The 24,698-nt window shown below is 59.2% G+C and carries 27 protein-coding genes; 17 read left to right on the top strand and 10 right to left on the bottom strand.

Annotation, left to right across the window (positions count from 1 at the left end):
- Nucleotides 1–4 precede the first annotated feature (4 nt).
- The 6 genes from BLQ01_RS09040 to BLQ01_RS09065 all read left to right on the top strand — a co-directional run bounded on the left by BLQ01_RS09040 (nt 5) and on the right by BLQ01_RS09065 (nt 4,659).
- Nucleotides 5–1,033 carry an ABC transporter permease gene (locus tag BLQ01_RS09040; RefSeq protein ID WP_254779312.1) on the top strand — a complete coding sequence of 343 codons (1,029 nt, stop codon included), beginning with the start codon at nt 5–7 and terminating at the stop codon, nt 1,031–1,033.
- Nucleotides 1,034–1,095: 62 nt separating this feature from the next.
- On the top strand, nt 1,096–1,449 hold the full coding sequence (locus BLQ01_RS09045) for an EthD family reductase (RefSeq protein WP_091551269.1): 354 nt from the start codon (nt 1,096–1,098) through the stop codon (nt 1,447–1,449).
- 32 nt (nt 1,450–1,481) lie between these two features.
- A complete protein-coding gene (locus tag BLQ01_RS09050) occupies nt 1,482–2,342 on the top strand; it encodes an LLM class F420-dependent oxidoreductase (protein WP_091551270.1) in 861 nt (286 codons plus the stop codon).
- Between the two features lie 119 nt (nt 2,343–2,461).
- Nucleotides 2,462–3,163 (top strand): NADPH-dependent F420 reductase, encoded by a 702-nt coding sequence (gene npdG, locus BLQ01_RS09055; protein WP_091551272.1) that lies wholly within the window; start codon nt 2,462–2,464, stop codon nt 3,161–3,163.
- Nucleotides 3,150–3,896 carry an SDR family oxidoreductase gene (locus BLQ01_RS09060; protein WP_091551273.1) on the top strand — a complete coding sequence of 249 codons (747 nt, stop codon included), beginning with the start codon at nt 3,150–3,152 and terminating at the stop codon, nt 3,894–3,896. Before npdG ends, BLQ01_RS09060 begins: the two co-directional genes overlap by 14 nt.
- Nucleotides 3,897–4,032: 136 nt before the next feature.
- Nucleotides 4,033–4,659: a TetR/AcrR family transcriptional regulator gene (locus tag BLQ01_RS09065; protein WP_091551275.1), complete on the top strand. Its 627-nt coding sequence runs from the start codon at nt 4,033–4,035 to the stop codon at nt 4,657–4,659.
- Nucleotides 4,660–4,662: 3 nt separating this feature from the next.
- Here the strand turns inward: BLQ01_RS09065 and BLQ01_RS09070 are convergent, their stop codons facing one another.
- From BLQ01_RS09070 to BLQ01_RS09090, 5 genes are all read right to left on the bottom strand, one after another.
- A complete protein-coding gene (locus tag BLQ01_RS09070) occupies nt 4,663–5,511 on the bottom strand; it encodes a coenzyme F420-0:L-glutamate ligase (protein ID WP_302846717.1) in 849 nt (282 codons plus the stop codon).
- Nucleotides 5,507–6,247 (bottom strand): 2-phospho-L-lactate guanylyltransferase, encoded by a 741-nt coding sequence (gene cofC, locus BLQ01_RS09075; RefSeq protein WP_091551278.1) that lies wholly within the window; start codon nt 6,245–6,247, stop codon nt 5,507–5,509. Before cofC ends, BLQ01_RS09070 begins: the two co-directional genes overlap by 5 nt.
- Before the next feature lie 22 nt (nt 6,248–6,269).
- Nucleotides 6,270–8,894 carry a bifunctional FO biosynthesis protein CofGH gene (locus BLQ01_RS09080; RefSeq protein WP_091551279.1) on the bottom strand — a complete coding sequence of 875 codons (2,625 nt, stop codon included), beginning with the start codon at nt 8,892–8,894 and terminating at the stop codon, nt 6,270–6,272.
- Between the two features lie 2 nt (nt 8,895–8,896).
- Nucleotides 8,897–9,985, bottom strand: a complete 1,089-nt coding sequence (gene cofD / locus BLQ01_RS09085) for a 2-phospho-L-lactate transferase (RefSeq protein WP_091551281.1) — start codon at nt 9,983–9,985, stop codon at nt 8,897–8,899.
- Between the two features lie 157 nt (nt 9,986–10,142).
- On the bottom strand, nt 10,143–10,622 hold the full coding sequence (locus tag BLQ01_RS09090; RefSeq protein WP_091551282.1) for a nuclear transport factor 2 family protein: 480 nt from the start codon (nt 10,620–10,622) through the stop codon (nt 10,143–10,145).
- A gap of 246 nt (nt 10,623–10,868) precedes the next feature.
- Between BLQ01_RS09090 and BLQ01_RS09095 the strand changes: the two genes are divergently transcribed.
- The 4 genes from BLQ01_RS09095 to BLQ01_RS09110 all read left to right on the top strand — a co-directional run bounded on the left by BLQ01_RS09095 (nt 10,869) and on the right by BLQ01_RS09110 (nt 14,154).
- Nucleotides 10,869–11,897, top strand: coding sequence for an MsnO8 family LLM class oxidoreductase (locus BLQ01_RS09095; protein ID WP_217638359.1), 1,029 nt, complete (start codon nt 10,869–10,871; stop codon nt 11,895–11,897).
- Nucleotides 11,898–11,995: 98 nt separating this feature from the next.
- Nucleotides 11,996–12,640 carry a hypothetical protein gene (locus tag BLQ01_RS09100; protein WP_139183467.1) on the top strand — a complete coding sequence of 215 codons (645 nt, stop codon included), beginning with the start codon at nt 11,996–11,998 and terminating at the stop codon, nt 12,638–12,640.
- Nucleotides 12,637–13,203, top strand: a complete 567-nt coding sequence (locus tag BLQ01_RS09105; RefSeq protein WP_217638360.1) for a flavin reductase family protein — start codon at nt 12,637–12,639, stop codon at nt 13,201–13,203. The genes BLQ01_RS09100 and BLQ01_RS09105 overlap by 4 nt, the downstream gene beginning before the upstream one ends.
- A 24-nt stretch (nt 13,204–13,227) precedes the next feature.
- On the top strand, nt 13,228–14,154 hold the full coding sequence (locus BLQ01_RS09110; protein ID WP_091551286.1) for a nuclear transport factor 2 family protein: 927 nt from the start codon (nt 13,228–13,230) through the stop codon (nt 14,152–14,154).
- Here BLQ01_RS09110 and BLQ01_RS09115 read toward each other — a convergent pair.
- Entirely contained in the window at nt 14,151–14,504 is a 354-nt protein-coding gene (locus BLQ01_RS09115; RefSeq protein WP_091551287.1) for a MerR family transcriptional regulator, read from the bottom strand. The genes BLQ01_RS09110 and BLQ01_RS09115 overlap by 4 nt on opposite strands.
- A 213-nt stretch (nt 14,505–14,717) precedes the next feature.
- Between BLQ01_RS09115 and BLQ01_RS09120 the strand changes: the two genes are divergently transcribed.
- The 4 genes from BLQ01_RS09120 (at nt 14,718) to ribA (ending at nt 18,077) form a co-directional block, all read left to right on the top strand.
- Complete coding sequence (locus tag BLQ01_RS09120) at nt 14,718–15,167, top strand: cupin domain-containing protein (RefSeq protein ID WP_091551289.1); 450 nt, start codon at nt 14,718–14,720, stop codon at nt 15,165–15,167.
- A 173-nt stretch (nt 15,168–15,340) separates the two neighbouring features.
- Nucleotides 15,341–16,921, top strand: coding sequence for an acyl-CoA carboxylase subunit beta (locus tag BLQ01_RS09125; protein WP_217638361.1), 1,581 nt, complete (start codon nt 15,341–15,343; stop codon nt 16,919–16,921).
- 11 nt (nt 16,922–16,932) lie between these two features.
- Nucleotides 16,933–17,250, top strand: coding sequence for an EthD family reductase (locus BLQ01_RS09130; RefSeq protein WP_091551291.1), 318 nt, complete (start codon nt 16,933–16,935; stop codon nt 17,248–17,250).
- Nucleotides 17,251–17,405: 155 nt separating this feature from the next.
- Nucleotides 17,406–18,077, top strand: coding sequence for a GTP cyclohydrolase II (ribA, locus tag BLQ01_RS09135; protein ID WP_091551293.1), 672 nt, complete (start codon nt 17,406–17,408; stop codon nt 18,075–18,077).
- A 50-nt stretch (nt 18,078–18,127) separates the two neighbouring features.
- Here ribA and BLQ01_RS22870 read toward each other — a convergent pair whose 3' ends face one another.
- From BLQ01_RS22870 to BLQ01_RS09155, 4 genes are read right to left on the bottom strand one after another with little or no spacing between them, the layout of a single operon-like run.
- Nucleotides 18,128–18,442, bottom strand: a complete 315-nt coding sequence (locus BLQ01_RS22870) for an EthD domain-containing protein (RefSeq protein ID WP_091551295.1) — start codon at nt 18,440–18,442, stop codon at nt 18,128–18,130.
- Nucleotides 18,443–18,453: 11 nt separating this feature from the next.
- A complete protein-coding gene (locus tag BLQ01_RS09145; protein WP_254779314.1) occupies nt 18,454–19,503 on the bottom strand; it encodes an MBL fold metallo-hydrolase in 1,050 nt (349 codons plus the stop codon).
- A 2-nt stretch (nt 19,504–19,505) separates the two neighbouring features.
- Entirely contained in the window at nt 19,506–20,303 is a 798-nt protein-coding gene (locus BLQ01_RS09150; protein WP_091551296.1) for an SDR family NAD(P)-dependent oxidoreductase, read from the bottom strand.
- A 13-nt stretch (nt 20,304–20,316) separates the two neighbouring features.
- A complete protein-coding gene (locus BLQ01_RS09155) occupies nt 20,317–21,429 on the bottom strand; it encodes an alkene reductase (RefSeq protein WP_254779315.1) in 1,113 nt (370 codons plus the stop codon).
- 102 nt (nt 21,430–21,531) lie between these two features.
- Between BLQ01_RS09155 and BLQ01_RS09160 the strand changes: the two genes are divergently transcribed.
- The 3 genes from BLQ01_RS09160 (at nt 21,532) to BLQ01_RS09170 (ending at nt 24,664) form a co-directional block, all read left to right on the top strand.
- Nucleotides 21,532–22,188: a TetR/AcrR family transcriptional regulator gene (locus tag BLQ01_RS09160; protein WP_254779317.1), complete on the top strand. Its 657-nt coding sequence runs from the start codon at nt 21,532–21,534 to the stop codon at nt 22,186–22,188.
- Between the two features lie 122 nt (nt 22,189–22,310).
- Complete coding sequence (locus tag BLQ01_RS09165) at nt 22,311–23,846, top strand: class I adenylate-forming enzyme family protein (RefSeq protein ID WP_091551301.1); 1,536 nt, start codon at nt 22,311–22,313, stop codon at nt 23,844–23,846.
- Nucleotides 23,843–24,664, top strand: a complete 822-nt coding sequence (locus BLQ01_RS09170; protein WP_091551957.1) for a fumarylacetoacetate hydrolase family protein — start codon at nt 23,843–23,845, stop codon at nt 24,662–24,664. The genes BLQ01_RS09165 and BLQ01_RS09170 overlap by 4 nt, the downstream gene beginning before the upstream one ends.
- Nucleotides 24,665–24,698: the final 34 nt, after the last annotated feature.

Raw genomic sequence — 24,698 nt, forward strand, 5'->3', positions numbered from 1 at the left:
AGCTATGACAATCACGGTCGATTCCGCGCCAGCGCGGACATTCTCAGGCACACTTCGTTCCGGTGCGGGGCAGGTCATGCGCTCACCGATCCTCATTGCAACGGTCGCTCTATTCCTGCTGAGTTGGTTGTTTGCACCCGGAAGCGTATCGAGGAGCTCCATTGACTCGCTGCTGCCTTTCGCGGCCATCTTAGCGATCACCGCCATTGGGCAGACATTGGTAGTGATGCTCAAAGGCATCGACCTGTCGGTTCCGGGCATGATGACCATGGGTGCGTTGGTCAGTACCCAATTTGCAGCCAAGAATTCGGACAATGTGGTCCTCGCCCTAGTGGTCGTCGCTCTTATTGCGGTGGCAGTGGGTGTCATCAACGGACTCGTTATCGCCGTGTTTTCCGTGACGCCCCTGGTTGCGACACTCGCCATGAACGCTATCCTGTTGGGCGCCGCGCTGGCGTACTCAGGTGGCACACCGACGCGCGCTCCTCAATCCGTTTCCGACTTCGCACTGGATAAAACGCTCGGAGTGTCGAATACGGTGTGGCTTTCGGTCCTTCTGGTCATCGTCGTCGCTCTAGCTACGAGACGCACCGTCTGGGGCCGGCGGCTGGTAGCCGTTGGCGCCAACGAGTCGGCTGCCAGGATCGCAGGGGTGAGGGTCATCACCTTAAAGGTCAGCGGATATGTCGCGGCCGCGCTCTGCTACAGCGGTGCCGGTGTCCTTCTGGCGGGGTACATCAGCACGCCAAACACGAATGTCGGCAATCAATACTTGTTGCCGGCCATCGCTGCCGTCGTCGTTGGCGGTACGGCCCTCAACGGCGGTCGCGGAAGGATCCTGGGCACAGCGATAGGAGCGCTTTTCCTCAGCCAGTTGACCCAGCTGGTCCTGTCGCTGGGCGCGCCATCGTCAACTCAGCTACTCATCCAAGCGGCAGTCATCGCGGTGGCTGTCGGCCTTCAGTCCGTAAGGGGCAAGACCCTCTTGGGCGGCCTGTTCCCTCAGTGGCAGGCGCGAAGCAAGCTGACTTAGCAAAACTCCACAGCTAGAGCCGACTCATTGGCGAGGAAAGTTCACAAACGAAAGGAATAGCAATGTCTGAAAACGGCCACCCGATTAGGACGATGGCCCTGCTTGGCCGCAAGCCGGGGATGTCATTCGAGCAGTTCGGCACTTATTGGCGGGATACGCACGCTCCCTTGGCGTCGAAAGTTCCAGGTGTGACGCGCTACATCCAGCGCCATATTGTTCCGGACACCGGCAACGGTGAACCTGACAACGAATTCGGCATAGATGGAATCGCCATCCTCGAGTACGAGAGCGCTGAAGCGATGGAAAAGGGGTGGGCCACAGATGCCGGACAGGCTGCGCTTGCTGATGTACCCAACTTCCTTGGCAAACACTCGGTGATCGTACTGAGCGACAACACCGTCGTCGACGAACTCTGAGACCAACCCCTTTAGAGAAAGAACTGATCGCAATGGATATTGGTGGAGTCTATTTCTTCACGGACGAAGGCCCGGACCCCGTGAAATTCGCACAGGAGATGGAGGCGTTCGGCTTCGAATCCCTGTATGTCCCAGAGCACACCCACTTTCCCACCTCGAGGAAGACGCCCTATCCGGCTGCCTACGGGGGTGGGGAACTGCCCAACTTTTATCTGCGTACCTACGATCAAGTGGTCACGCTTTCCTACATCGCTGCCACAACCAAACTCAACATCGGCACGGGCGCATGCCTTATCGCGCAGCACGACCCCATTTCAAAGGCGAAGCAGCTTGCAACTCTGGACCATTTGTCTGGAGGGCGGCTAACGGTTGCCGTGGGCTTGGGCTGGAACGCGGATGAAGCAGAAGCCCACGGTGTTATATGGAAGCAGAGGTTCAGTATCGTCAAAGAGAAAGTCGCAGCAATGCGGGCGCTGTGGACTGAGGATGAAGCCAGTTATGAGGGCAAACATGTTCACTTGGCGCCGAGCTGGTCATGGCCCAAACCGCAGCAAACAGGTGGTCCAGCTGTGTTCATCGGAGGTGCCGGACCCACTACGTTCAAGCACGCTGCAGAGTGGGCGGATGGCCTCTACATCGTCCCGCCGCCAGATGACCCCACGCTTGAAAAAACACTCCCCAAGTTTTGGGAGGTCGTCGAGGAATCCGGGCGCGACCCCAAGACTATGCGCGTAGCAGTAGCATCTGCACCGCCGGATCCAAAGGTTCTTGAGAAGTATGCCGAACTAGGTATCGAAAGGGCCGTTCTCTGGATCGACCCGACCGACCCTGGCCAGGCCTTCCAGAATCTGGAAACCGCGGCTAAAGCCATGCAGGAATTCCGCCAACAATAAAACAGCGCGCACTTCAGCGCCTGTTAGCGGCACCTGCTCACGTCTAGATCCGGTCATCTCGTTTCCGACCGTCAAGGGTGTGAGTAGGTGCCCCATACCAACGAGCTTCTAGGAACATCATGCAACTCGAAAATGCACCATTGCTTAGGATCGGGATCCTCGGCGGAACTGGCGCCCTCGGCGGCGGCCTCGCCTTCCGATGGGCTGCGGCGGGCCTCCCGGTAACTATCGGTTCCAGGAACGAACAACGTGCTGCAGAGGCGGTGTCCAGAATCACCACCGTCTTAGACCGGCCGCATTCCCTGGAAAGCGCCGGACTCGGCGAGTGTGCGTCCACTGCGGACGTCATAGTGATCGCCGTACCGTGGGACGCTCACGAGGAAACACTGACCCAAATCCGCGACCAAGCCCGGGGAAAGATCGTCATCGACGTCGTGAACCCTCTGGCTTTTGATAAAGCCGGCGCCTATGCACCCGCGGTTCCCGAGGGCAGTGCCGCCCAGCAGGCGCAGGCTCTGCTGCCGGATTCACACGTCGTCGCGGCCTTTCACCACGTTTCGGCAGTCCTTCTCGCCGATCACACAGTAGAAACCGTGGACACAGACGTCATGGTTTTGGGCAACGACCTCGAGAGCACCAAGGCTGTACAGGAGCTGGTTGACCTGATCCCGGGCATGCGGGGAATTTTTGCTGGAAAACTCCGGACAGCGGCCGCCGTTGAGGGGCTTACGGCGAACCTCATCGCGGTAAACCGTCGCTACAAGACACATGCCGGCATCGGGCTGACCAACGTGGGGGTGGCGGCACATGCCACGGCTTGAAGGGAAAGTAGCACTGATAAGTGGCGCTGCCCAAGGCATGGGCGCCAGCCATGCACAGGCCATTGTTCAGCACGGTGGCAGCGTGGTAATCGGCGATGTGGACGACGAACGCGGCAAATTACTTGCCGATTCGCTGGGTCCACAGGCCCGCTTTGTTCACCTCGACGTCCGGAGCAATGCAGACTGGGATGACGCCGTCGCTTTCGCGGTCAGGGAATTCGGACGCTTGAACGTCCTGGTCAATAATGCCGGGGTGCTGAGGCACAGCGGCATTCAATCGTGTACGGATGATGAGTGGGACCTGGTGATCAGCATCAATCTCACCGGCGCATTCAAAGGGATCCGTGCCGCCTCTGACGAGCTCACGCGGTCGTCGCCTTCATCAGTCATCAATATTTCCTCGACGGCAGGGCTCAAAGGGTTCGCAGGCTTTGCCGCCTACGGCAGCTCCAAATGGGGTCTGCGCGGTCTGACCAAGAATGCTGCCATAGAATTGGCACCCCACGGCATCCGAGTCAACTCGGTCCACCCTGGAAACATCAAGACACAGATGATCGATGGCCTGTATATGGACTTCAGTCATGTGCCTCAAGGACGGGCAGGCAGTGCAGAGGAGATCAGCAATCTGGTGATCCTTCTGGCCAGCGACGAAACGTCCTTCTCTACGGGCAGTGAGTTCGTGGCTGACGGTGGAGAGACCACCGGGCTGCCGGCAATCGCTACTGCCGACTAGAGTGAAACCCGGCGTCCCCTCGTTGAGTGCCGAAACAGGACGCCGGGTTTCTGACACACGAGCGATCGCTTGACAGATCCAAAACTAGTGTTTGTGCGTTAAAATTGGGAAATCGACGAGACGATAGGGTGGGTCAATGGTTGCAACGGCGGAACGCGGAACGGCTCAAGCTATCCGCGAAGAGGCAGCAAAGCTCTTCTTCGAACGTGGGTATGATGCGACGAGCCTGCGGCAGGTGGCCTCGGCCGTGGGCCTAATGGTCGGCAGCCTCTACAACCACATCGACAGCAAAGAACACTTGCTGCTCCAGATCATGGGCGGGATCATTGATGACCTGCTGGACAGTGCCCGCAAAGCTGTGATGATCGACGGCGATGAAATCGATAAGCTTGAAGCCGCTCTCGCCGCCCATTTGACCTTCCACGCCGAACGCGCCCAGGAAGTATTCATCGGGAATGCAGAACTGCGCTCTCTATCAGAGGGCGCACGGCAAGTGGTTATCGAAAAACGCCATGAGTACGAACTTTTCCTCCAAGAACTGGTTGAGGCCGCTGGACGGGCCGGACTGGCTGACGTTATTGACGCGAAAATACACGTCTATAGCTTCGTCGCCCAAGCGACGCACATCGCCAGCTGGTTTAAACCTGGCGGCCGAATGAACCTGGACGAGATAGTCGCTATCTACACCAAACTAGCTCTCCGTGAACTTAGCGTTCCCGACGCCGACGCCAGGGTTGATAACCGGAGCCGACTCGCTGGCTGAGGCCTAGCCTTGGATCCCGGGCATGTCGGTCTCTACCTTCATCCTTGAGCGAACGCCGTCTTCATAACCATTCGAATAGGCCTCATCGCTGCCGAGCCGGAACATGTCCTGATTGGCGGACCGAATTAGACTTCGTGCCGATCCTGCGTCTACATCCATGTCTTCCAAAACAAGGTGAGCAAGACCACGCACGAGGGCGACAGGACATCCTTTTGACTTTCCCTTAACCAGGTCCGCTGCGCCAGCGATTTCATCGGCAACGGCTGCGGCAGATGCGAGCAGCAGGTTTCCGTGTGAGTCCTTGGTACCTCGGTAGTCGTCAAGCACGCGTAGACCGGACGCTCCAATGGCTGCGTCTGTTTGCCCTTCTCGCCATGGCCTGCCGAGTGTGTCACTGATGATCACCCCGAGGGTGACGCCGAACAACTGCCGCAGTTCGGTGCAAAGGCGTCGTGCTGAGGCGTCAGGATCCAGAGGAAGTAGCAGAACGGTGCCTTCGGGAGTGTTGCTGTTGTCGACTCCGGCCGCCGCCAGGACGAGTCCTTGTCGATTCTCGACTATTCGGGTTATGCCTCCGGGGTAGGGGCGGCTGGCTACGAGTCGAACAGTCTCGGCGGTGATGGCGGCCTCCCGATCATCGGCGGGCACTAGGCGCCCTTCGGCTTTGGACACGATTTTGCTGGTGACAACAAGGATGTCGCCGTTTTGAAGACCCTCGGTTGTGCTGACCACCGCATCGCCAATGATTTGGGCGAGGTTGTCACTCTTGGATATCTCGGGGATTCCTTCGAGGGCAGTAACTAGTAAACCGGGCATGGCTTCCTTTCTGTGCTGATTTCTGAGATTCTCAATGCGTTCCGCGGTTGCATGCGGTTCCCATCTGTTCGAACAGCCCCGATGTGAGAAGTGCGGCCTTGGTGTGCCGGCCCACGCCGATTTCGGCAGCGGTCGCCAGATCGTCGATGGTGTCGACATCTGCCCGGAGCGTGGACTCGTCGGGGATGGCTAGCAAGTGGTGGCCCGCCAGCAGGTGTTCGCGGAGGGAGTCACCACCGAACATGGCGCGGACGCGCATTCCCGGCAAGGCTGTGATCATTGTGGAACCGGTGCCTTGCCTATCCGAAACGACGGATCGTCCGAGCATCGCTGCGCTCTGGAGCGCATCGTCGAGGTCTTCGGCGGTGAGGCTCGGCAGATCTGCTGTCAATGCGGCTACTGGCCCCTCACTGCCCAGCAGCCGGGCAAAGGCGAAGCCGGCTTCAACGGCTGCATTGAGACCAAGTCCAGGGTCTGCGAACATCCTGACCTTGGAATTTGCGACTACGGCGGCCGGATCCGACGAGACGATAATGACACGCCTGACGTTTACTGCCGCTGTCGCTGCTTCCACCGTATCGTCAAGAAAACCAAGTGCGAGCTCGCGTTGAAGGGAAGGGCTGACCTTCCTTGACCCCGTCTGGGCCCGTATTCGGCTCTTGGCCTGGGGGCCGCCTTTGAAGGGCACTATGAGTGTCCATTCGCCGCTCCATTTGGCTGGTGCCGCGTGGAAACTGTCGGGAGAGGCCGCCGAGGCTGTGCCGATGGTCATGATTCGGGTCCTTCCGGAAGGGCTATTTCAGAGAGACCGGCAACAGTCGAAGACTCTTGCCGGTAGCCGCGAATCCCTTATGGGCGTTTTGTCGGGCTACGGCGAGGCGTTCCTGTGACGGTGTTCCGTAGGTTGTGGTGCGTTGAACGGGAACTCTGCCAATCGCTCGGATCATGTCCTCAAGTTCGGACACAGTCTTCTCGGAACCATTGTCAGCACCAGCCATGCGGCTGATGGTTTCTTCCATTAAGGTCCCGCCGAGATCGTTAGCCCCTCCCTGGAGCATGTGCTGGGTCCCGGTGGTACCGAGCTTCACCCACGACGTTTGGATGTGGTCTATGCGACCATGCAACATCAAGCGGGCGACGGCGTGAACAGCCCTGTTTTCCTGCATGGTCGGCCCAGGTCGGGCGATGCCTGCCAGATAGACAGGTGCATTTGTGTGGATGAACGGGAGAAGCACGAATTCCGTGAACCCGCCCGTCTCGTCCTGGATGCGGGAGAGTGTTCGCAGGTGCCCTACCCAGTGGCTGGGGTTGTCAACATGCCCGTACATCATCGTCGAACTGCTGCGGATACCGAGCCGGTGTGCAGTGCTGATGATTTCGATCCATGTGGCTGCGGGAAGCTTTCCCTTAGTCAGCAACCAACGGACCTCGTCATCAAGAATTTCCGCGGCGGTGCCGGGAATGCTGTCAACACCGGCAGCACGGGCCTCGAGCAGGAAGTCCTCGAAGGACATCCCAAGCCTGGTGGCGCCGTTCACAATCTCCATGGGGCTGAAGGCATGCAAGTGAATGTCTGGCTGGCGCTTCTTCACCTCGCGCGCGAGGTCGAAGTACGCTGTCCCGGGCAAATCCGGATGGATGCCGCCCTGCATGCAGATTTCAGTGGCGCCGATCGCCCACGCTTCATCGACGCGGTCGCCTACCTGTTGCATTGACAGGGTGTACGCGTCGGCATCTGTGCGGCGTTGCGCGAAGGCGCAGAAGCGGCAGCCGGTGTAACAGACGTTCGTGAAATTGATGTTCCGGTTGACGACGTAACGCACCTCATCGCCTACGGTCTGCGCTCGAACATGGTCGGCCAGGGCGGCAAGGGCTTCCAGCTCGGGTCCGTCGGACGACAGTAGTCGGAGGTAGTCGGCGTCGGATAGTCCGGCCGGGTTGTTTTCAGCCCTGGCGAGAGCCTGGCGGATCTCTTTGGTTTCCCTCCGGGTAGGGGAGTGGACTGGCTGGTGATTGCTCGCGGCGTCGTCGCGGATCGCCGACCAGTCGCCGTAGATGCCATCGAAATCGCTCCTCCGGTCGCCGGTGCGTCCGATCGTGTCAATTTCGGTGTGGAGGTTGACCCTGCCTTGGCCGACGGTAGTCCACTGAACGTCGGGATCCTGCCACGGGTGGCCTTCAGGACTGAGTCCTTCAACAGCCAGGCCGTCAGGGCCGGCAAGGGCTCGAACGTGGGGGAGGACGCGCGGATCAAGCCAAGGATCTTCTTCTCTGACGTAACGCGGGTGGGCGGTGAGCCGTTCGCGGAGTGTGAATCCGCTGGCCGCCGTCAGCCGTGCAAGGTCGTCCAGGTGTGGCCACGGGCGTTCCGGATTGACGTGGTCAGGGGTGAGTGGGCTCACCCCGCCCCAGTCGTCGATTCCTGCGTTGATGAGGAGTGCCAACTCGTCGGCGTCCGTGAGGTTTGGTGGTGCTTGGAGCCTTAGCTTGGGGCCCAGAATCAGGCGCGCGACGGCGACGGCCGCCACGTACTCTTCGGTGCCGAGGTCCGGCGTCGACATCATTGCCGTCGCGTCTTTGGCGCGGAAGTTTTGGACTATAACTTCTTGTACGTTGCCGTAGCGGCGGTGCGCGGCCCGGATGGCGAAGATTGCGTCGACTCGCTCGGCGTAGTTTTCGCCGATTCCGAGCAGCACACCCGTAGTAAACGGGACACTGGAGCGACCCGCATCTTCCAGAACCCTGAGCCTGAGTGCCGGTTCCTTATCAGGGGACCCATAATGGGGCCCGGTCTTTTCGGACCAGAGCCTTGTGGCCGTGGTCTCCAGCATCATGCCCATCGAGGGGGCAACCGGCTTTAGTCTTTGAATTTCTTCCCATGTCATGACTCCGGGGTTCAGATGAGGCAGTAGTCCTGTCTCTTCCAGAACTCTGACCGCCATTGCCCGTACGTAATCCAGCGTCGAATCGTAGCCATGGGAGTCGAGCCATTCGCGCGCCGCGGGCCAACGATCCTCAGGGCGGTCGCCGAGGGTGAACAAGGCTTCTTTACATCCGACTTCGGCGCCCTTCCTAGCGACATCGATGATTTCGTCGGGAGACATGAAGAGGCCCTTCCCGGCCTTCTTGAGTTTGCCGGGAGTGCTGACGAACGTGCAGTAGTGGCAGCGATCCCGGCACAAATGGGTTACGGGGATGAAGACTTTCCTTGAATACGTGATGATGCCGACTTGACCGGCCTGCTCCAACCCAGCATCGCGCACCCGCGATGCAGCCGCCATGAGTCGCTTTAGATTTTCTCCCCGGGCGTGAAGTAGTGTTTCTGCCTCGTCGGCGTTCAACGTGACTCCGTCATCGGCCCTGCGGAGCGCACGTCGCAGGGCGCTTTCGGAGGGGACAAACGTTTCCATCGCGGTCATGATCAGACTCCAAAGCTGGGGAGAGGGGTCTTGCGGTCCGGCTGGCCAGCAAGGGATTTGATGCGGGATTTCCGGGCACGTGGGAGTGGTAGAGATGCGGCCAGGGCCAATGTTTCGGCAGCCATGGTCGCGGTGGTTTCTCTGTTGGTCATCCACAGAGGAACTGCCGCGCCGCGTATACCGTGGTCGTCAAGTTGAGGGAGAAATACGGCGTCGGCCTCGTCGACGAGCCATCCATCGAGAAGCCCGCCGTTGCTCCGGGCTCCGTAGGAGGCCGCGACGCCAAATGCTGTGGGGTCAACACCGTTTGATTCCAGGCATTGCACAGCCATTCCACGCACTGCTGATCCGCCGATGATCGGGGATATTCCAATGACCGGGGCTGCCGCGTTGCCCAAGGCCTCGTGAACGCCCGGCACGGCCACGATCGTGCCGACCGAAACTACGGGGTTCGACGGTGGGAGAATGATGATGTCTGCCGTCTCGATGGCGTCGACGACTTCGGGCGTAGCTCGCGCTTGCTCCAGCCCCACCTGAACGAATTCCGACACAGGAATGCCAGCGCGGTATCGAACCCACCATTCCTCGAAATGGATCAGGTCCCCAACCGCATGCTCTGCCGTCGCTTTGGCCAGGCGGACATTCGTCTCGACTGGCTGATTGCTCATGGGAAGTAGCCTGACGCCGGGATTCCAGCGGCGACAGAGTGTTTCCGTTACCTCGGTAAGTGTTGCACCCTCGCGCAACATGTCCGTGCGAATGATGTGCGTCGCAAGGTCCAGATCGCCCAGGGTAAACCAATCCCAGCCGCGACCGTATGCGCTGATTTCGGTCGCTGTCCGATCGCTTTCGTCACCTCGTCCCCACCCTTGGGCTTCGTCGACACCGTTGCCGAGCGTGTACATCATGGTGTCCAGATCGGGACAAATTCGGAGTCCGTTCAACCACATATCGTCGCCGGTGTTGCCGATGACTGATACGACGGGCAGCTCCGTACGGCGTTCATGGGAGACGGCACTCAGGTGCGCCAACAACCCGCGGACGAACCGGGCACCCCCCACACCGCCAGCCAGTACCGTGACTCTCTCCATCGAAGCACCTCTCACCCGAAACACCCCGGGACGTCAGTGTCACCAGGGACGAACAATCGCTTGTTCATTCTCGATAATGTTACCTGCGTCTCACGGGGTGTCAATCGGCGGGTATCCAAAGGAAGGTCGCGGACCAGTGGGCTGTCGGCGTCTCGGCCTACTGCCGAGAAGGGAGCTCGAGTTGATCACCCGGTAGGCCGCCGCCGGACGTCCGTGTTGGCCAAGTGATATCGAGTTGAGTGCGGCTGATGCGCCAGGTTCCATCCTCATGGCGATATTCATCGGCGTAGGTACCAAGCAGGATCCAGCGATCCTGGGCCGGGTCGGTCTGGAGATCCACCAGGTATGCCCGCCCTTGGGCCGTGTCCCTTCCCGTGAATTCGATCCAGTGATTGGTAATTACGTGATGGAACGGATACGTCCCCGTTTTCGCTGTGTCGTATTCGGTAAATGCTGAGCGCATGCCTTCTGCTATTGCCGACCGCCCGCGCCAGGCGCCCCGCCCGGCGTCGCAAATACCATCGACGGTAAACAGCTCGCCGAGGAACTCCACATTGTTGGTGTCGAGCAAATGCGCGTACTTGATCCGAAGGTTTCTAATCTCCTCGATGGCCAGAAGCCTTTCAATGTTTTCCATGTAGCCCTCTACTCGTTTCAGCTGCCGGCACTGGGTTGCAGTGCGCGGTTTCGGGATGTCCTTCGCTGGTGAACGGTATCCCTTCACATCAATGTGAAGGTCAAGATCGCGGGGCTGTAGGTAGTCGCCCCCAACCTTTCCCGGTGGGAGTGGGGCATGTCAGTCCAGCGTCGATTTGACCTTCACATGGATGGCAAGGTTTAGCGTGGTGAGCAACGCAAATGAGACACGCAGGAACTGGAGAATATGGTGAAACTAGGCGTTTTGGATTACGCACCAATCGATGAGGGGGCGACGGCCTGGTCCGCACTACAGGCTTCGACACGGCTAGTGCAGGCTGCAGATCGGCTAAACTATTCGCGCTTTTGGGTCTCGGAGCACCACGGCATCGAGGCAATGGCGAGCGTGTCGCCCGAGGTCCTCATCGCCCATCTGGCGGGCGCTACATCTCGAATCCGCGTCGGCTCGGGGGGCGTGATGCTCCCGCATTACAGCAGCGTGAAAGTGGCGGAAAATTTCAAGACCCTCGAAACCCTGAACCCGGGCCGTATCGATCTAGGATTCGGTCGTGCACCTGGAGCAAACGGACAGTTGAGCGCTGCCCTGAACGACGAGAAGTCTGGGCTGCGGCCATATCCAAAAAAGGTTGCCGATCTACTGGGATTCGTCACAGGCCACCATGCCTCGTCCTCCCAGTACGCAGGAGTCGCTGCTACACCGGATGGTGGGACGCTGCCGCTCCCGTGGGTGCTCGGTGCAAGCGGGTCGACGGCGGAACTCGCCGCCGCGAACGGAATTGGGTTCACGTTCGCGCATTTCATTAACCCCAGTGGTCGCGGTGTGAAAGCCGTTGAACAATACAAGAGAGAGTTTCGCCCCAGTGCCTTCCTGACCGAACCTGCGGTGATTGCCGCAGTTTTTGTGGCCGTCGGGCAAAACGAAGCGGAAGCCAAAGACCTTGAGGATGCTTTCCATCTTTGGCTTGCACGCGCCGAAAGCGCTTTTCCGTTTCCTCGGATACCCTCCTTGGAGCGCACCCGCCATCACTCATGGAGTGCGGCAGAACTGGCCGCCCGCGAACGCAATCAAGGCCGCGTATTGGCAGGCACCGCAACGCAGGTTGCTGAGGCGATACGGGCACTCGCCCACAATTACGGGACGGAAGAAATCATGGTCAACCCCATGATGCCGGGCGAGAACCGGAGGCTTGCGGCTTTGGAATCTCTCGCCGCTGAGCTGGCCCTCCAGGAGTCGGCGGTGTTCTCGCAGCCATGACAAGCACGCCACATAAGTTCCACGTCGCACTCTCGCTCGCTCACCGCTGGTTCTCATTCCTTGAGACTCCCGCCGGGCGTGTTGAGCAGCATCTTGACTTGTTTGCCAATGACGTCCAATTAACCGGCCGCCGTGGGTCGATTCGATTTGCCCGTGGGTCCAAAGAACTCGAGCAATGGTTCCGGGATGTACCCGACGAGTTCAGTTCGCACCGCATCATCCATTCCTCGTGGAAAGCCGGAGACGGCCATAATGGCAAACTCGACTTTATCGTCGCCTATCAATCACCGGCACAAGATGGAACTGTGAGCGGATCCATCATCAGCTACGAAACGATCATCTCCTTCGCAGATGACCGGCCGCGTTTTCTGTCCCTCGACAAAACGCCGATCCTTCCCAACCCACGAATGCAGTATTCCCCAACTTGGGCCGAACACCGGGTTCTCGGATTTGTGCATGCCGTACTAGGCAGGCAAATTGCGTGCCAGTCAGCAGCAGAGGCCTTGTCAACCGGAGCGTCTGCCAATTCAAGGGTGGACGTGTGGGCCCCGGTGCCGGAACTGTCCAGCGAGATTGATGCTTTCCTGACGATCGGAACGCCAGAAGGAAACCTCCTTGGGGCGGAATGGAGGTTTCAAGATGACGGCGATTCCGACTTCCCGGCACCGCTGCGGATTGAACCGCTCCGCCGCATGACAACCCGGGGCGAAGAGGCGAACGACGTTTCGAGGAGGATTTTTTGAACCAACGACTCGAACTGACCCATGCCGACTACTCTTGCCATCGTCCGAGGCCGCATGCTGAAGACGTCCAGTCAATCGGGGCAGGGCACCGCTATGTCTCAGCCGACAGCTTCAGGGCAGCCATGGGCCGTGTAGCAACACCAGTGTCCGTTGTAACAACCTTCCGTGCCGGCAAGGCCTACGGCAGCACCGTCAGCGCGTTCTTGTCTCTCTCACTTGACCCTCCCATGGCCCTGGTCTCTTTGGATGCCGCATCAAGTCTTTTGTCATCCCTCGAAGTCGGCAGTCCTGTCGGCCTCAACGTACTGGCATCCAACCAGGGCGAGTGCGCCATGCGGTTCGCCGTAAAGGGCCCGGACAAGTTCAAGGGCGTCGAATGGAAGCTGACCGCCGGCGCCCCGCGCCTCCCGGGCTTGCATGTCTGGATGGCAGGCCGCGTTTCGGAGATCGGACCGGCAGGTGATCACGTGCTTGTCCATGTGGGCGTTGAAGTGGCTGAGCCAGGGCAGGGCTCGCCGTTGACATATTGGCAAGGTGCATTCGGTACCCATGCCGCGTTCTAAATCATCCAAAAAAGGAGCTTGACCATGAGCCTTAGGGCCGACGTGTTAACCGTCTTGGAGTCGTTCGTCAGGGCATGGGATTCCGGTGACGGGGAGCTGCTGGGCAATGCCTTTCACCCCGCTGCGTCGCTCCGCAGCAGCGCACACGGAAACGTCATCGGGGGCCGGGGTATCGCAGACGCTCTTGCGGCCGATCGTGGCGCTGCCTTGCCGCTTGGGCTGACCACAACGAACGTCTACCTGGCCGGCAAGCCGAACCATGTCATACTCACCGCCTATGTCTTCGGCCATGCGACTGATGACCCTTCGAACACGCCGCGTGTTTTCGGATCGACGCTCCTGGGCGAACTCAGCCCAACGGAACATGGCTGGAAGTTCGATGAACTGAAACTGTCCATACCGTGGACGGATGGCGATAAGGGCAGGTTCGCGCATTGGCGGATACCTTCCAGTCAAGGATGGAAGCTCGGCGACCCCAGCCCCACCATCGTCAGTGAATTGGACTCACCTTGGGCCAAGGGAATGCCGGCCCTTCCTTCCTCCGACCCCGTTCAGCAAGTCGCGGACGCATACACACGCTACGCGTGGGCCATCGATCAGGGAGACATCCACCTCCTGCAGGGTTGCTATACCGAAGACGCCTTTGGCGAGTTCCCGCCCATGGGCCACCGCGACGGACGCCACGAAATCATTGGGCAACAGAAGGAATTTCGTCGCACGTGGCCATGGATGCAACACTTCGGCCGTCCACTGAGCATTGAACTCTCCCAGGACGAATCAACGGCCCAAATGATCATTGGCCGGGTCATGCCGCAACGGCCGCGGACACCGGAGGGGCGTGACCTTTACGGAGCCCACTACAAACTCGACCTACGCCGCGACATGGCCGGATGGAGAATCTCGTACTTTGACTATCGGCCGGGCTGGATTGTGCCGGGTGAGGAGCACTAGGCCGCCGACGACAGGAACTTCTCAATCCTGTCACGGTGTCGCGACAAGGAGTCGATTCTTTCGTCGATGCTCGCCAGCTCTTTGCGGAGTCGGGTTGCCAAGGGGCCGTTGGGTTCCGCGGAAACATCAATGTCCTGACCGTCGAGGCAAGGAAGAGCGCACCGAATGACTTCGGTAGGCAGCCCGGCATGAAGTAGCGAGCGAATCTGCCTAACAACTTCTACAGCGGTGTCCGGATAACAGCGGTAGCCGTTCGAGGCCCTCGAAGGGTGGAGTAGATCCTGCTCTTCGTAGTAACGAAGAAGTCTCGTCGAAACACCGGTGGCCTCGGACAGATCACCAATCTTCATGACGTTTCCTTTCAGGGACGCTCAGGTTACCTTCACATGCATGTGAGGCATGCCCTTGTCAGGATACAGCAAGGCAATGCGATGATCACGGTAAACGAACAAACGCTTGTATTGACCGAGTGGGCGTTCGGCTGGATACTTGCCTAAAGGACGTTCGACGCTAGCGAGGACGATCCAAGACCGTGCCACCGATGCCACTTGAAAGGACGAGCGATGACAGACGTCGCCTTCGATATCAACAAGAACACGGACATCTTCCGTGTTCACCGATCTGCAGATCTCCAGGCCGCTCCGGGACAAACCCAGAACGCGCGCCGCATCTCCGGCGTCAGCAAGGAAAACAGTGCTGCGGACAAACTGTGGTTTGGCAAGGTGTACACCGGACCCGGCGAGATCTCGGATCCGCACCACCATGGCGAAGCCCAAACCGGAGGCTACGTGTTCAAGGGCCGTGGCTTCATCCGCTACGGCGAGCGTTACAGCGAAATTGTCTACCTTGAGGAAGGGGACTTCGTCTTTGTGCCCCCGTTCATGCCCCACATTGAAGGGAATGCGAGCCAAACCGAGGAGCTCATCTGGATGACGACCCGAACGCCTGACAATATCGTGGTCAACCTCCCCGACCAGGACGTTGCTGACTTGGCGATTGACTACAAGTCCTGAGGAAGAATCTCTCACCACAGGAAGGGCCGCTCCGTATCTTCGGGGCGGCCCTTCCTGCTAGCCATTGTCGTGTAGCCATGGCAGATTTCTGCGGTTGAGACTAGACGAGCGAGCGCTTGTTCGTATACTAGTAGGACGTAAGTATTTATCTGCTGTTTCAACTGGAGGCCCATATGAGCACCACCACGATCACGGAAGCCGAGGCGCCGACGGCGGCTCTCGAAGCACCGACCGTGCACGAACTTCTCCAGGAGAAGCTTGCCGAGGCGAAACTCGGTGGTTCAGAGAAGAACCGAAAGAAGATCGTCGATTCCGGCAAGCTCTTGGTCCGCGACCGTCTCGCCCTGCTTTTCGACGATAACGAGTTCATCGAGGACGGGCTCCTGGCCCGCTTCGAGGACGGTCTCCCGGGCGACGCGGTCGTCATCGCCTTTGGCCGGGTCGATGGCCGTCAGGTTTGTGTCATTGCAAACGACTTCAGCGTCAAGGCGGGTACCTGGGGAAACAGGACTTTCGAAAAGATCACTGCAGCCCAGGAAAAATCGAATGCGGCCGGAATCCCGCTCATCTACCTGTTCGATTCCGCAGGTGCCCGCATCGACGAGCAGTTCGAGAGCTTCGCGGGCCGCCACGCATGGGGCAATATTTTCTACAATCAGGTCCAGATCTCTGGCCGGGTACCCCAAATCTGTGCCCTTTTCGGCCCATCTCCGGCTGGGTCAGCCTACGTTCCAGCGCTTTGCGACATGACCATCATGGTTCGTGGCCACGCGACAGCCTACTTGGGCTCTCCCCGGCTGGCTGAAATGGTAACTGGGGAAAAGGTAACCCTGGAGGAAATGGGTGGGGCCGAAATGCACTGCACGGTTTCCGGACTTGGCGATGTTCTCGTCGAAGACGACGCAGAAGCCATTGCCGCCATTCGCGTTTGGCTCAGTTTCCTGCCGGCCAACTGGGAGCAGGCGGCTCCGGTTGCTCCAGCTGTGGAACCGCGGCCCGGACGCACACTGCAGGAGATCGTTCCGCTTCGCGAGGCGGAGGTGTTCGACATGGAAGAGTTCGTCGAGTCCCTGGTCGACGAGGGTAGTTGGTTCCCGTACAAGGAACTGTTTGCTCCCGAGATGCTGACGGGGTTCGCACGGATCGGGGGACGCCCTGTTGGCCTCGTTGGAAATCAGCCCAAACACATGGGCGGTTCCATCTTCCCTGACTCGTCCGATAAAGCCGCACGCTTTATCTGGATCTGCAACGCCTACAACATTCCAATTCTCTTCCTGGTGGACATTGCCGGGTACATGATCGGATCTGCCGTCGAGCGACAGGGCATCATCCGCCATGGCGCAAAGATGATCTTTGCAGTCTCCGAGTGCCGCGTTCCGCGAATCACCGTCTTGGTACGCAAGGCGTATGGAGGCGGTTACCTGGCCATGTCCGGTGCCCCGATGAACCCGGATGCGGTTATTGCCCTTCCCACGGCCCGCCCTGCGCTCATGGGACCGGATGCAGCAGTCAACGGTATCTACTACAACCAGATCCACGAGATTGACGACCCTGAAGAGCGGCAGAAGTTCATCACGGAGAAGCACAACGAATACGCCGAAGGCATCGACGTATTCAAGATCGCCAATGCGAATGCTGTGGAGGCCGTTGTTCCGGCCAATGACCTGCGGGCAGATCTGATGGTTCGCCTGGACCTGTACGGTCGGCGCAAGGCCGTCCCCGTCGAGCGGCGTCAAGCCGTAACACCCGTGTAAGGAGGGCGAAGATGATCAAAGTCGTGGCAGTGCTCACCTCTAAAGCAGGCATGAGCCGGGAGGATTTCCTCCACAAGTGGAATGTCGAACATCCGGTCTTGGTCCGAAAGCTTCCTGGGCTTAGGCGGTACAGGCAAAACCCCGCGATCGAGCATGCCAAGGAGTGGCCCTTCAGCGGAATGGCGGAACTCTGGTTCGACAGCGTGGCCGATGTCAAGAAGGCTTACGCCGGCGACGAAGCCAAGGTGCTTTTTGAGCATGAGCACGGATTCCTCGATGACATGCGTTGGTTCCTGGCTGAGGAGCACGAAATCGACCTCGGCGTATGAAAAACGGAAGGACTGGGTCCCTCGACCCGGTCCTTCCGTTTCCAGCGTTGCAGGTTCCAGTTAAGTGGCCCTGCAGCCCGCCCAGAATTCTTGATCGACGAGGATCAGGCTGTTGCGCAAATCTTCCTGTTCCCCTTACTGAAATGAGGAAGCCAATGTCGGCTTTGGAAGTAAGTACTGATTCGCCGTCTGCGCGCGAACGATACCCAGTTCACGGTGGACCGGTCGTCGCCCTGCCCACCGCTTTCGGATCCTTCAAGGCTCAGGCCTGGACAGACGGCGTCACCGGCACCGAACACTTGGCAGTAAGCTCCCTGAGGCGGGGAAAAAGGGGAGCCCCTCTAGTAAGGCTTCACTCGGAATGCCTCACCGGTGACGTCTTTGGATCTTATCGGTGCGACTGCGGAGAACAACTGGACCTGGCTCTCGGCATGATCAGCGAGCATGGGGGCACGCTGCTCTACCTACGGGGCCAGGAAGGGCGTGGCATAGGCCTGGCCAACAAGATGAGGGCCTATGCACTGCAGGAGGCCGGATTTGACACCGTGGAAGCCAACGAACGACTCGGCCTTCCTGTGGATGCGCGCCAATACGAAGCAGCAGCGCAGATCCTCATGGCAATGGGCCTCCGAAAAATCCGGCTCCTCAGCAACAACCCAGACAAGCAAAAACGGTTAACTAGCGCGGGACTTGTGGTGCTGGAAATGGTGCCCACGGAGGTCCCGTTCAGGGATCAGAACATTCGCTATCTGAAAACAAAGAGGGAGCGGATGGCCCACCGCCTCGCGCTCGAGCCCGTTTCCGCCTCCCCGCAGGCGAAGGCCTGAGTGAAGGCGGCACGAAGGAAGCTAAGACCCGGTGACTACCGGAACGCTCGTCACCGACGAAACGACCATGGCAGAAATGAATTTCTTCGCATCCTCGAGAACCCGCCGTCCCGGGGGCCCGAATAGGCTTCCGAAACTTCCGCCAGGCCAGCAAACACGAATTCCACGACGCCGTCGACCTCTATGTCTGGAGTGGGGTAGTCCTGTCGTCCGGATACTGCAGTCACATGATGCTGGGTGTAGGAAATGATGTGCGGTATTTGCCTCACCATCGGGGCGTGGACATTCAGCCAGTATCGTTGGAACTCTTCCCGCGACATGCCGGGCTTCTTCTGCAAAAGCGTAATTTGCCGAATATGTGTCATCTGTTCTTCCTCTAGATCTGACTCGCTGATGGCCGCGGGCTAATTAGAGGTAATCCCTCCACCCCATGTGAGTTGCCAGTCGTGCGGAGATACTGGAGATGGGCGGCTGTCTCACTCAAGGCAAGCCGAAGTTGGAGGCCGCCCAATGACTCGAACCCCCTCGACCAACGCAGTCTCTTGGCAATGCTCCATACGGAGGGCTGCCGCTGCGCTTGGATCAAGGCCGCAACTTCGTCAGATCTGGCTAAAGCAAGGGACCTAAGCTCTTGAACCCGTTGCGCCAGGCCCTTGAAGCGGTATTCATGCGCCGGAAGCACCTCTAACTCGTTGTCCCCTTCGAATCGATCAAGTGACTCCAGACAGCTTCGCAGAGGGTCGGGATCACCGCGCATTTCCAGCGAGACATTCGGCGATATCCGGGGAAGGACGTGATCTCCGCTCATGACCACGCGGCGATTGTCGTATTTTAGGCAGATGTGGCCGGGCGTGTGGCCGGGGGTTTCCACAACGGTGATCTTCTTTCCGGTTCCCGGTACGAAATCCCCGTCACCGACCCGCAGGTCAGCGTCCGCCAGCATTTTCAAATGCATTAATCCGTCTACGTCCAAGGCAGCTTCGTGAATCCGGTCTTCCGGGACGCCCCATGTGCGCATCCGGGCGCAATCCGCTGCGCTCTCTCGACCAGGATCTTCAAAGGCTGAGATATACCGTCTTTCAGCCCTGCCCAGAATCACTCCCGCTCCGGATGCCTGCCTAAGCCAGCTAGCCATTCCCAAATGGTCGGTGTGGAAATGGGTGGCCAGAATTCCGGTGATGTCCCGTACTCCGACTCCGGCCGACTTTAGGCCTACCTGGAGGTCCAAACGGCCCTGGGGGCTGTCGAAGCCGGGGTCAACGACAAGGCAAGCATCGCCGTCGACAATGATGTACGCGAGCGTGTACCGCATTGGGTTATTCGGGAAAGTGACTGGCACGGACCAAAGGTCCTCCGCCAGCCGCTCCACGGGGGGAATGACTTTGTCGAGCCATGCCTCGCGCTGGACGGTTCCAGTGATTTCCACCGCTAGCCCTGAGCTGGGTCAAACAGTCGGAATACCTGCGTGGCACCGCCGTCAATGATAAGGTCGGCACCGTTGATGCTCCGCGCGTCTTCCGTTAGGAGGAAAGCAATCAGGGCGCCGATTTCATCCGGCTCGACAATCCTGCCCGTAGGAACTTTCGAAGGAACCTGATCGCGTACTTCTTGAATGACCATGGGAGTGTCAACGACGCCGGGACACACAGAATTCACGGTAATGCCCGTGCCCCAAAAGTCCATGAGCAGCGACCGGGTAAGGTTCGAGAGCCCTGCCTTGGATGATGCGTAACTCGGATATGGGTAGCCCGTGGTTCCCGCGATGGACGAGACATTCACGATTCGGCCCCAGTTTGCTGCCAACAGGTCTTCCGCAAATGCTCGGATGAGGGCAAACGGGCCCACTAAATTGATGTCGATGGCACGGGAGAAGGACTCTACGTCATGGTCCAGGAGCATCTTCCTGTCCAGGATTCCCGCAGCGTTGATGAGTGCATGGATCTCACCCACGGTGTCTTTGACTTCCCGCCGGAGCAGTTCGACGTCGTCCTGCTGCGTGACGTCCGCGGCGAACGCATAGGCTGTGAATCCTTCGGCGCGAAGCTCGTCTACTGCTGCCCTGCAGCGTTCCAGATCCAAGTCAACGCACACAAGGGTGTGCCCCGCCGCGGCTAAGCGTTTGTTGATTCCGAGGCACATGCCTCCGGCCGCCCCTGTTATCAGAACATTGAGTCCTGTTCGGGAGGCGGGCGGCACGGGCAGGTTGGGCTTCACGTCTTGATTCATCTTTTCGTCAGGTTCAGTTTGAGGAGTGCAGCTCGGGGTAGTCGGTGTAGCCAACAGGGCCGCCGGCGTACAGGCCTTCTTCACGAAGTCCGCTGAGGTTGGCGCCCACTTTGATCCGGCTTGGCAGGTCTGGATTCGCAATAAACAGGCGGCCGAAGCCAACCAAGTCTGCTTTCCCGGAACCCAGTACGGAGGCTGCGCTCTGGGGAGTATGCCCTCCGGTGACAATGACGGGACCGTCAAAGAGTTCACTCAGCTCGGCGCTCTGCAGAAAGTCTCCGTCGGTGGGTGCATCCGTTGCGCCCGCGATTCCTGGTTCAACCAAGTGTAGGTAGGCAAGTCCTCGGTCGTTGACGCCACGCACCAGAGTGGAATAGAGGGTTCGCTTGTCAGGGTCGGATACATCCATCCAGTCTGACGCAGGAGAAATCCGCACCCCGATGCGATTTACAGGGATGACCTTGCTGACGGCTTCAATGACCTCGAACAGGAATCGAAGCCTGTTCTCAACGGATCCGCCGTACTGGTCTGTGCGCTGGTTGGAACTGGAATTGAAGAACTGGTCAAACAGGTATCCGTTGGCTGCGTGGAGTTCCACGCCGTCAAAGCCTGCCGCCACAGCGTTGCGCGCAGCGGCAGCGAACTGCCCGACGATTTCGGCAATACCTTCGTGTGTGAGCTCCCGAGGAACCTCGAAGGGAACGGGGCCATCCGGGCTGCGGTACTCCCAGCCGGAAATGGCTATGGGGGAGGGCCCCAACGGAGGGTATCCATCAGGCTGCACGCAGGAATGTGCCTGACGGCCAACATGCCAGAGCTGAGCGTATACGACTGCACCCTTCGACCCGGCGGCGGCGACAACCGGCCGCCATGCTTCCACCTGTGCATCGGTGTAGAGGCCTGGGACCTGCGCATACGCGGATCCCTGAGGTGAGACGACGGTTCCCTCGCTGATGACCAGGCCTGCGCCGGCCCGTTGGCGGTAGTACTCGGCCATGATCGGCGTGGGGACGCCGTCAGCTTGAGCACGACTCCGGGTGAGCGGAGGAAGAACGAATCGGTTAGGAAGTGTTTGGCCGCCGAGGACCACAGGTTCAAATAGTTGATCGAGCAAGACACACCTCATTGTGAAGGAGTACGATCGTTCGTACGTTCATAACAGTGAACGAGGTTGTGGGACGAAAGTCAACACCCGCTCGACCGGATCGCGACGAGTCCGGTCCGGCGATTGGCCGACCTGGCCGATAAAGCAGAAGGGCGGAAACTAGTGACAGCAGTGAGTGAACGGAACAGTGCTGAGGTAATCCGGGCAGAAGCGGCCAAGCTGTTCTTTGACAGAGGCTACGACGCCACCAGCCTGCGCCAGGTCGCTGCGGCAGCCGGCCTGAAGGTGGGCAGCCTCTATAACCACATCGATAGCAAGGAACATCTTTTGCTGCAGATCATGGGCGGGATCATGGACGATCTGATGGATTCGATACGTCGGGCTGTCAGGGTGGACGGTGATGCCGTGGATAAGATGCAGGCTGCACTGGCTGCCCATCTAAAGTTTCACGCCGAGCATGCCAGGGAAGTCTTTATTGGCAATGCCGAGCTGCGATCCCTGTCTGACGCCGCCCGCGAGGTTGTGATAGCCAAGCGGAGTGAGTATGAACTACTCCTCCAGAAGCTGGTCGAAGAAGCGGGTTGGGCGGGACTCGCTGATGTGAGTGACGCGAGGATCCATGTCTACAGCTTTGTTGCTCAGGCTACCCATATCGCTGGCTGGTTCAAACCTGGAGGCAGGATGTCCTTGGATGAGATCGTCGCCATCTACACCAAACTTGCCTTGCGGGAACTGCGCGTGGAAAATGCCGATGCCCGCGTTGATCTCACGCCTAAATGAACCTTCAAATAAGCTCGGGGCGTTGCCAGAACAATCTTTCGGACGTACGCTTGTTCGTATTAGCGAAGTTGCCAGTGTGGGCGCTTCCGTGATCTGCAGAATTTCGTTCCAGAGAGGCAACGATGCGAACTATTGGAGACTGGATTCGCCTGAACAGTCGACGCAATCCCGCGAGGGAGGCTTTCGTCGGCGTCGATGGCAGAGTCACATTTGGTGAGGCAGCTGAGAGGGCTTGGCAGCTGGCAAGAGGGTTGCGGGCTTCCGGCGTTCGGGCCGGGTCCGGCGTCGGCGTCTTGGCCGGCAATTCGGTGTTCAACGCTGAGGCGTTCTTCGGGGTCGCCGCCGCAGGAGGGGTCTACATCGCCTACAACTGGCGGTGGGCGCCAGCCGAACTCGCAGCCGGGATTCTTGAGACCGAAGCAGAAGTCATCCTGGTGGAAGAGGCACATCTTCCACTCCTCGAGCAAGCGCTGGAGATCGTTGCAGAAAGTTCCGGCAACCCACCGCTCATTATTCGCCAAGGCCTCGAAATCGATTCCCTCCGCGTTGGTACAGGGCCGGTGGACGACGTTGTCACCCCGGAGTCCCCTTTGTGCATCATTTACACGGGCGGAAGTACGGGCACGCCGAAGGGTGTGGTTCTCTCGCACAGGTCAGCTTTGGCAAACGCGATCAACGAAATGTACGACTGCGGTGTGGGAAGCCGTGAGAACGAGCGCGGCTTGATTGTCACACCGCTTTTCCACTCGGCGGCTCTCTTATGCTGGCTCGTTCCGCACTTCATTGCAGGGGCTACGAGCGTCATTGCGGAGAAGTTCAGTGACGAATCGGTAGTTGACCTCGTGGGGCGTGAAGCCATCACCAACACGTTCATGATCCCCAATATGATGCGTCGTTTGATGGACGGCGGAGTGCTCCAGGATCCTGCCATCCGCAAGAACCTCAAAAGCGTCCACACCGGAGCGGGGCTCCTCCGAATGCCTGACAAGGAACTCTTTACCGAGATGCTTCCCGGCGCCGAACTCTATTTCCGGTATGGACTCACCGAAGCAGGGCCCATGGTCACCCGTCTCAAGCCGTCCAGCATGCTGGATCCAACCGTGGACGGTTCCATCGGTACTGAGTATCTGCTAGTGGAGGCCCAGTTGCAGGATTCTGACGGCAACGAAGTGAGGGCGGGCGAACTTGGGGAAATCTGCGTGAGGGGTCCGGGCCTAATGACTGGGTACTACGGACGCCCTGAGGCCACCGCCGACGCCATGCGCGGCGGGTGGCTCCATACTGGCGACCTTGCCACGCGTGATGATCGTGGCTTTTTCTACTTCCGAGACAGGTTAAAGGAAATGATCAAAACCGGTGGCGAGAATGTCTATTCGGCAGAGATCGAACAGATCCTTCACCTCCACCCGTCCGTCTTGGAAGCGGTGGTGGTCGGCGTACCTGACCCGAAGTGGGACGAGGAAGTCCGGGCTGTCGTCGTGCTGCGAAGCGGTGTCCAAGCCGACGCGTCTGAGCTCTCCGGTTTCCTTCGCCAGCACCTCGCCGGCTACAAGATTCCAAAGAAGATGGTGTTCGTGCGACCCGAAGACCTGCCCCGGTCGGCCGCAGGAAAGTTGGTCAAGAGCCAGCTCAAGGCGAACTTGGGGTGGAGCGCATGAAGATTGCAACTATCCGTACAGAGGACGGAACACGCGCCGCAGTACTCGACGGCGGAAAATTGGTACCGCTTGAATTCGAGGACGTTGGATCCTGGCTGCAGGCCGGCTCTCCGGATTGGTCGGATCACGTTGCCGGAACACCGCTTAGCACTGAGGAAGCGGATTTCGCGCCAGTCGTTCCACGTCCCGGCAAGATCATCTGCGTGGGCCTGAACTACCGCGACCATATCTTGGAGATGGGCCGCGAACTGCCCGAATACCCCACACTCTTCGCGAAATTTTCCGACTCACTTATCGGCGCCCACGACGACATTGTGCTTCCGCCAGGTTCATCGAGCATCGACTGGGAAGGCGAATTGGCGGTCTTCATTGGCACAAGCGTCAGCCGCGCCGACGAGGCTCAGGCGCGTAACGCCGTCGCAGGTTTCGCCGTGGCGAATGATGTCTCGGCACGCGACTTCCAGCGGCGAACGCCGGAATGGCTCCAAGGCAAGACCTTTGATCGTACGACTCCTCTGGGGCCGTACCTCGTCACTGTCGACGAAACCGGAACAGAGCCGGACCTGGACATCAGTTGCGCCGTGGATGGCATTACGAAACAACATTCACGTACCTCAGAACTCGTTTTTGGTCCTCTGGCACTCATTCAATACATCTCTGCGATCACCACCCTGCGCCCCGGAGACGTCATCCTCACTGGAACTCCCGGCGGAGTTGGAGACGGACGAAACCCCAAGGAATTCCTTGACCGTGGTTCCGTGCTTGAAACAAGCATCAACACGCTGGGCGCTACTGCCAACCGCTGCATCGTCGAGTAATGCCCGGCCGACGCTTCCGACTACTTACCCATGA

The organism is Arthrobacter sp. UNCCL28, assembly GCF_900102805.1.
Classification (GTDB): domain Bacteria; phylum Actinomycetota; class Actinomycetes; order Actinomycetales; family Micrococcaceae; genus Arthrobacter; species Arthrobacter nicotinovorans_A.

What these genes read in the sequence shown, in the direction of transcription:
- BLQ01_RS09150 (WP_091551296.1), bottom strand. Translation starts at nt 20,303, where the DNA reads ATGAATCAAGACGTGAAGCCCAACCTGCCCGTGCCGCCCGCCTCCCGA.
- BLQ01_RS09120 (WP_091551289.1), top strand. Translation starts at nt 14,718, where the DNA reads ATGACAGACGTCGCCTTCGATATCAACAAGAACACGGACATCTTCCGT.
- BLQ01_RS09110 (WP_091551286.1), top strand. Translation starts at nt 13,228, where the DNA reads ATGAGCCTTAGGGCCGACGTGTTAACCGTCTTGGAGTCGTTCGTCAGG.
- BLQ01_RS09155 (WP_254779315.1), bottom strand. Translation starts at nt 21,429, where the DNA reads ATGAGGTGTGTCTTGCTCGATCAACTATTTGAACCTGTGGTCCTCGGC.
- BLQ01_RS09165 (WP_091551301.1), top strand. Translation starts at nt 22,311, where the DNA reads ATGCGAACTATTGGAGACTGGATTCGCCTGAACAGTCGACGCAATCCC.
- ribA (WP_091551293.1), top strand. Translation starts at nt 17,406, where the DNA reads ATGTCGGCTTTGGAAGTAAGTACTGATTCGCCGTCTGCGCGCGAACGA.
- npdG (WP_091551272.1), top strand. Translation starts at nt 2,462, where the DNA reads ATGCAACTCGAAAATGCACCATTGCTTAGGATCGGGATCCTCGGCGGA.
- BLQ01_RS09065 (WP_091551275.1), top strand. Translation starts at nt 4,033, where the DNA reads ATGGTTGCAACGGCGGAACGCGGAACGGCTCAAGCTATCCGCGAAGAG.
- BLQ01_RS09130 (WP_091551291.1), top strand. Translation starts at nt 16,933, where the DNA reads ATGATCAAAGTCGTGGCAGTGCTCACCTCTAAAGCAGGCATGAGCCGG.
- BLQ01_RS09095 (WP_217638359.1), top strand. Translation starts at nt 10,869, where the DNA reads ATGGTGAAACTAGGCGTTTTGGATTACGCACCAATCGATGAGGGGGCG.
- BLQ01_RS09045 (WP_091551269.1), top strand. Translation starts at nt 1,096, where the DNA reads ATGTCTGAAAACGGCCACCCGATTAGGACGATGGCCCTGCTTGGCCGC.
- BLQ01_RS22870 (WP_091551295.1), bottom strand. Translation starts at nt 18,442, where the DNA reads ATGACACATATTCGGCAAATTACGCTTTTGCAGAAGAAGCCCGGCATG.
- BLQ01_RS09040 (WP_254779312.1), top strand. Translation starts at nt 5, where the DNA reads ATGACAATCACGGTCGATTCCGCGCCAGCGCGGACATTCTCAGGCACA.
- BLQ01_RS09125 (WP_217638361.1), top strand. Translation starts at nt 15,341, where the DNA reads ATGAGCACCACCACGATCACGGAAGCCGAGGCGCCGACGGCGGCTCTC.
- BLQ01_RS09060 (WP_091551273.1), top strand. Translation starts at nt 3,150, where the DNA reads ATGCCACGGCTTGAAGGGAAAGTAGCACTGATAAGTGGCGCTGCCCAA.
- cofC (WP_091551278.1), bottom strand. Translation starts at nt 6,247, where the DNA reads ATGACCATCGGCACAGCCTCGGCGGCCTCTCCCGACAGTTTCCACGCG.
- BLQ01_RS09170 (WP_091551957.1), top strand. Translation starts at nt 23,843, where the DNA reads ATGAAGATTGCAACTATCCGTACAGAGGACGGAACACGCGCCGCAGTA.
- BLQ01_RS09050 (WP_091551270.1), top strand. Translation starts at nt 1,482, where the DNA reads ATGGATATTGGTGGAGTCTATTTCTTCACGGACGAAGGCCCGGACCCC.
- BLQ01_RS09090 (WP_091551282.1), bottom strand. Translation starts at nt 10,622, where the DNA reads ATGGAAAACATTGAAAGGCTTCTGGCCATCGAGGAGATTAGAAACCTT.
- cofD (WP_091551281.1), bottom strand. Translation starts at nt 9,985, where the DNA reads ATGGAGAGAGTCACGGTACTGGCTGGCGGTGTGGGGGGTGCCCGGTTC.
- BLQ01_RS09080 (WP_091551279.1), bottom strand. Translation starts at nt 8,894, where the DNA reads ATGACCGCGATGGAAACGTTTGTCCCCTCCGAAAGCGCCCTGCGACGT.
- BLQ01_RS09115 (WP_091551287.1), bottom strand. Translation starts at nt 14,504, where the DNA reads ATGAAGATTGGTGATCTGTCCGAGGCCACCGGTGTTTCGACGAGACTT.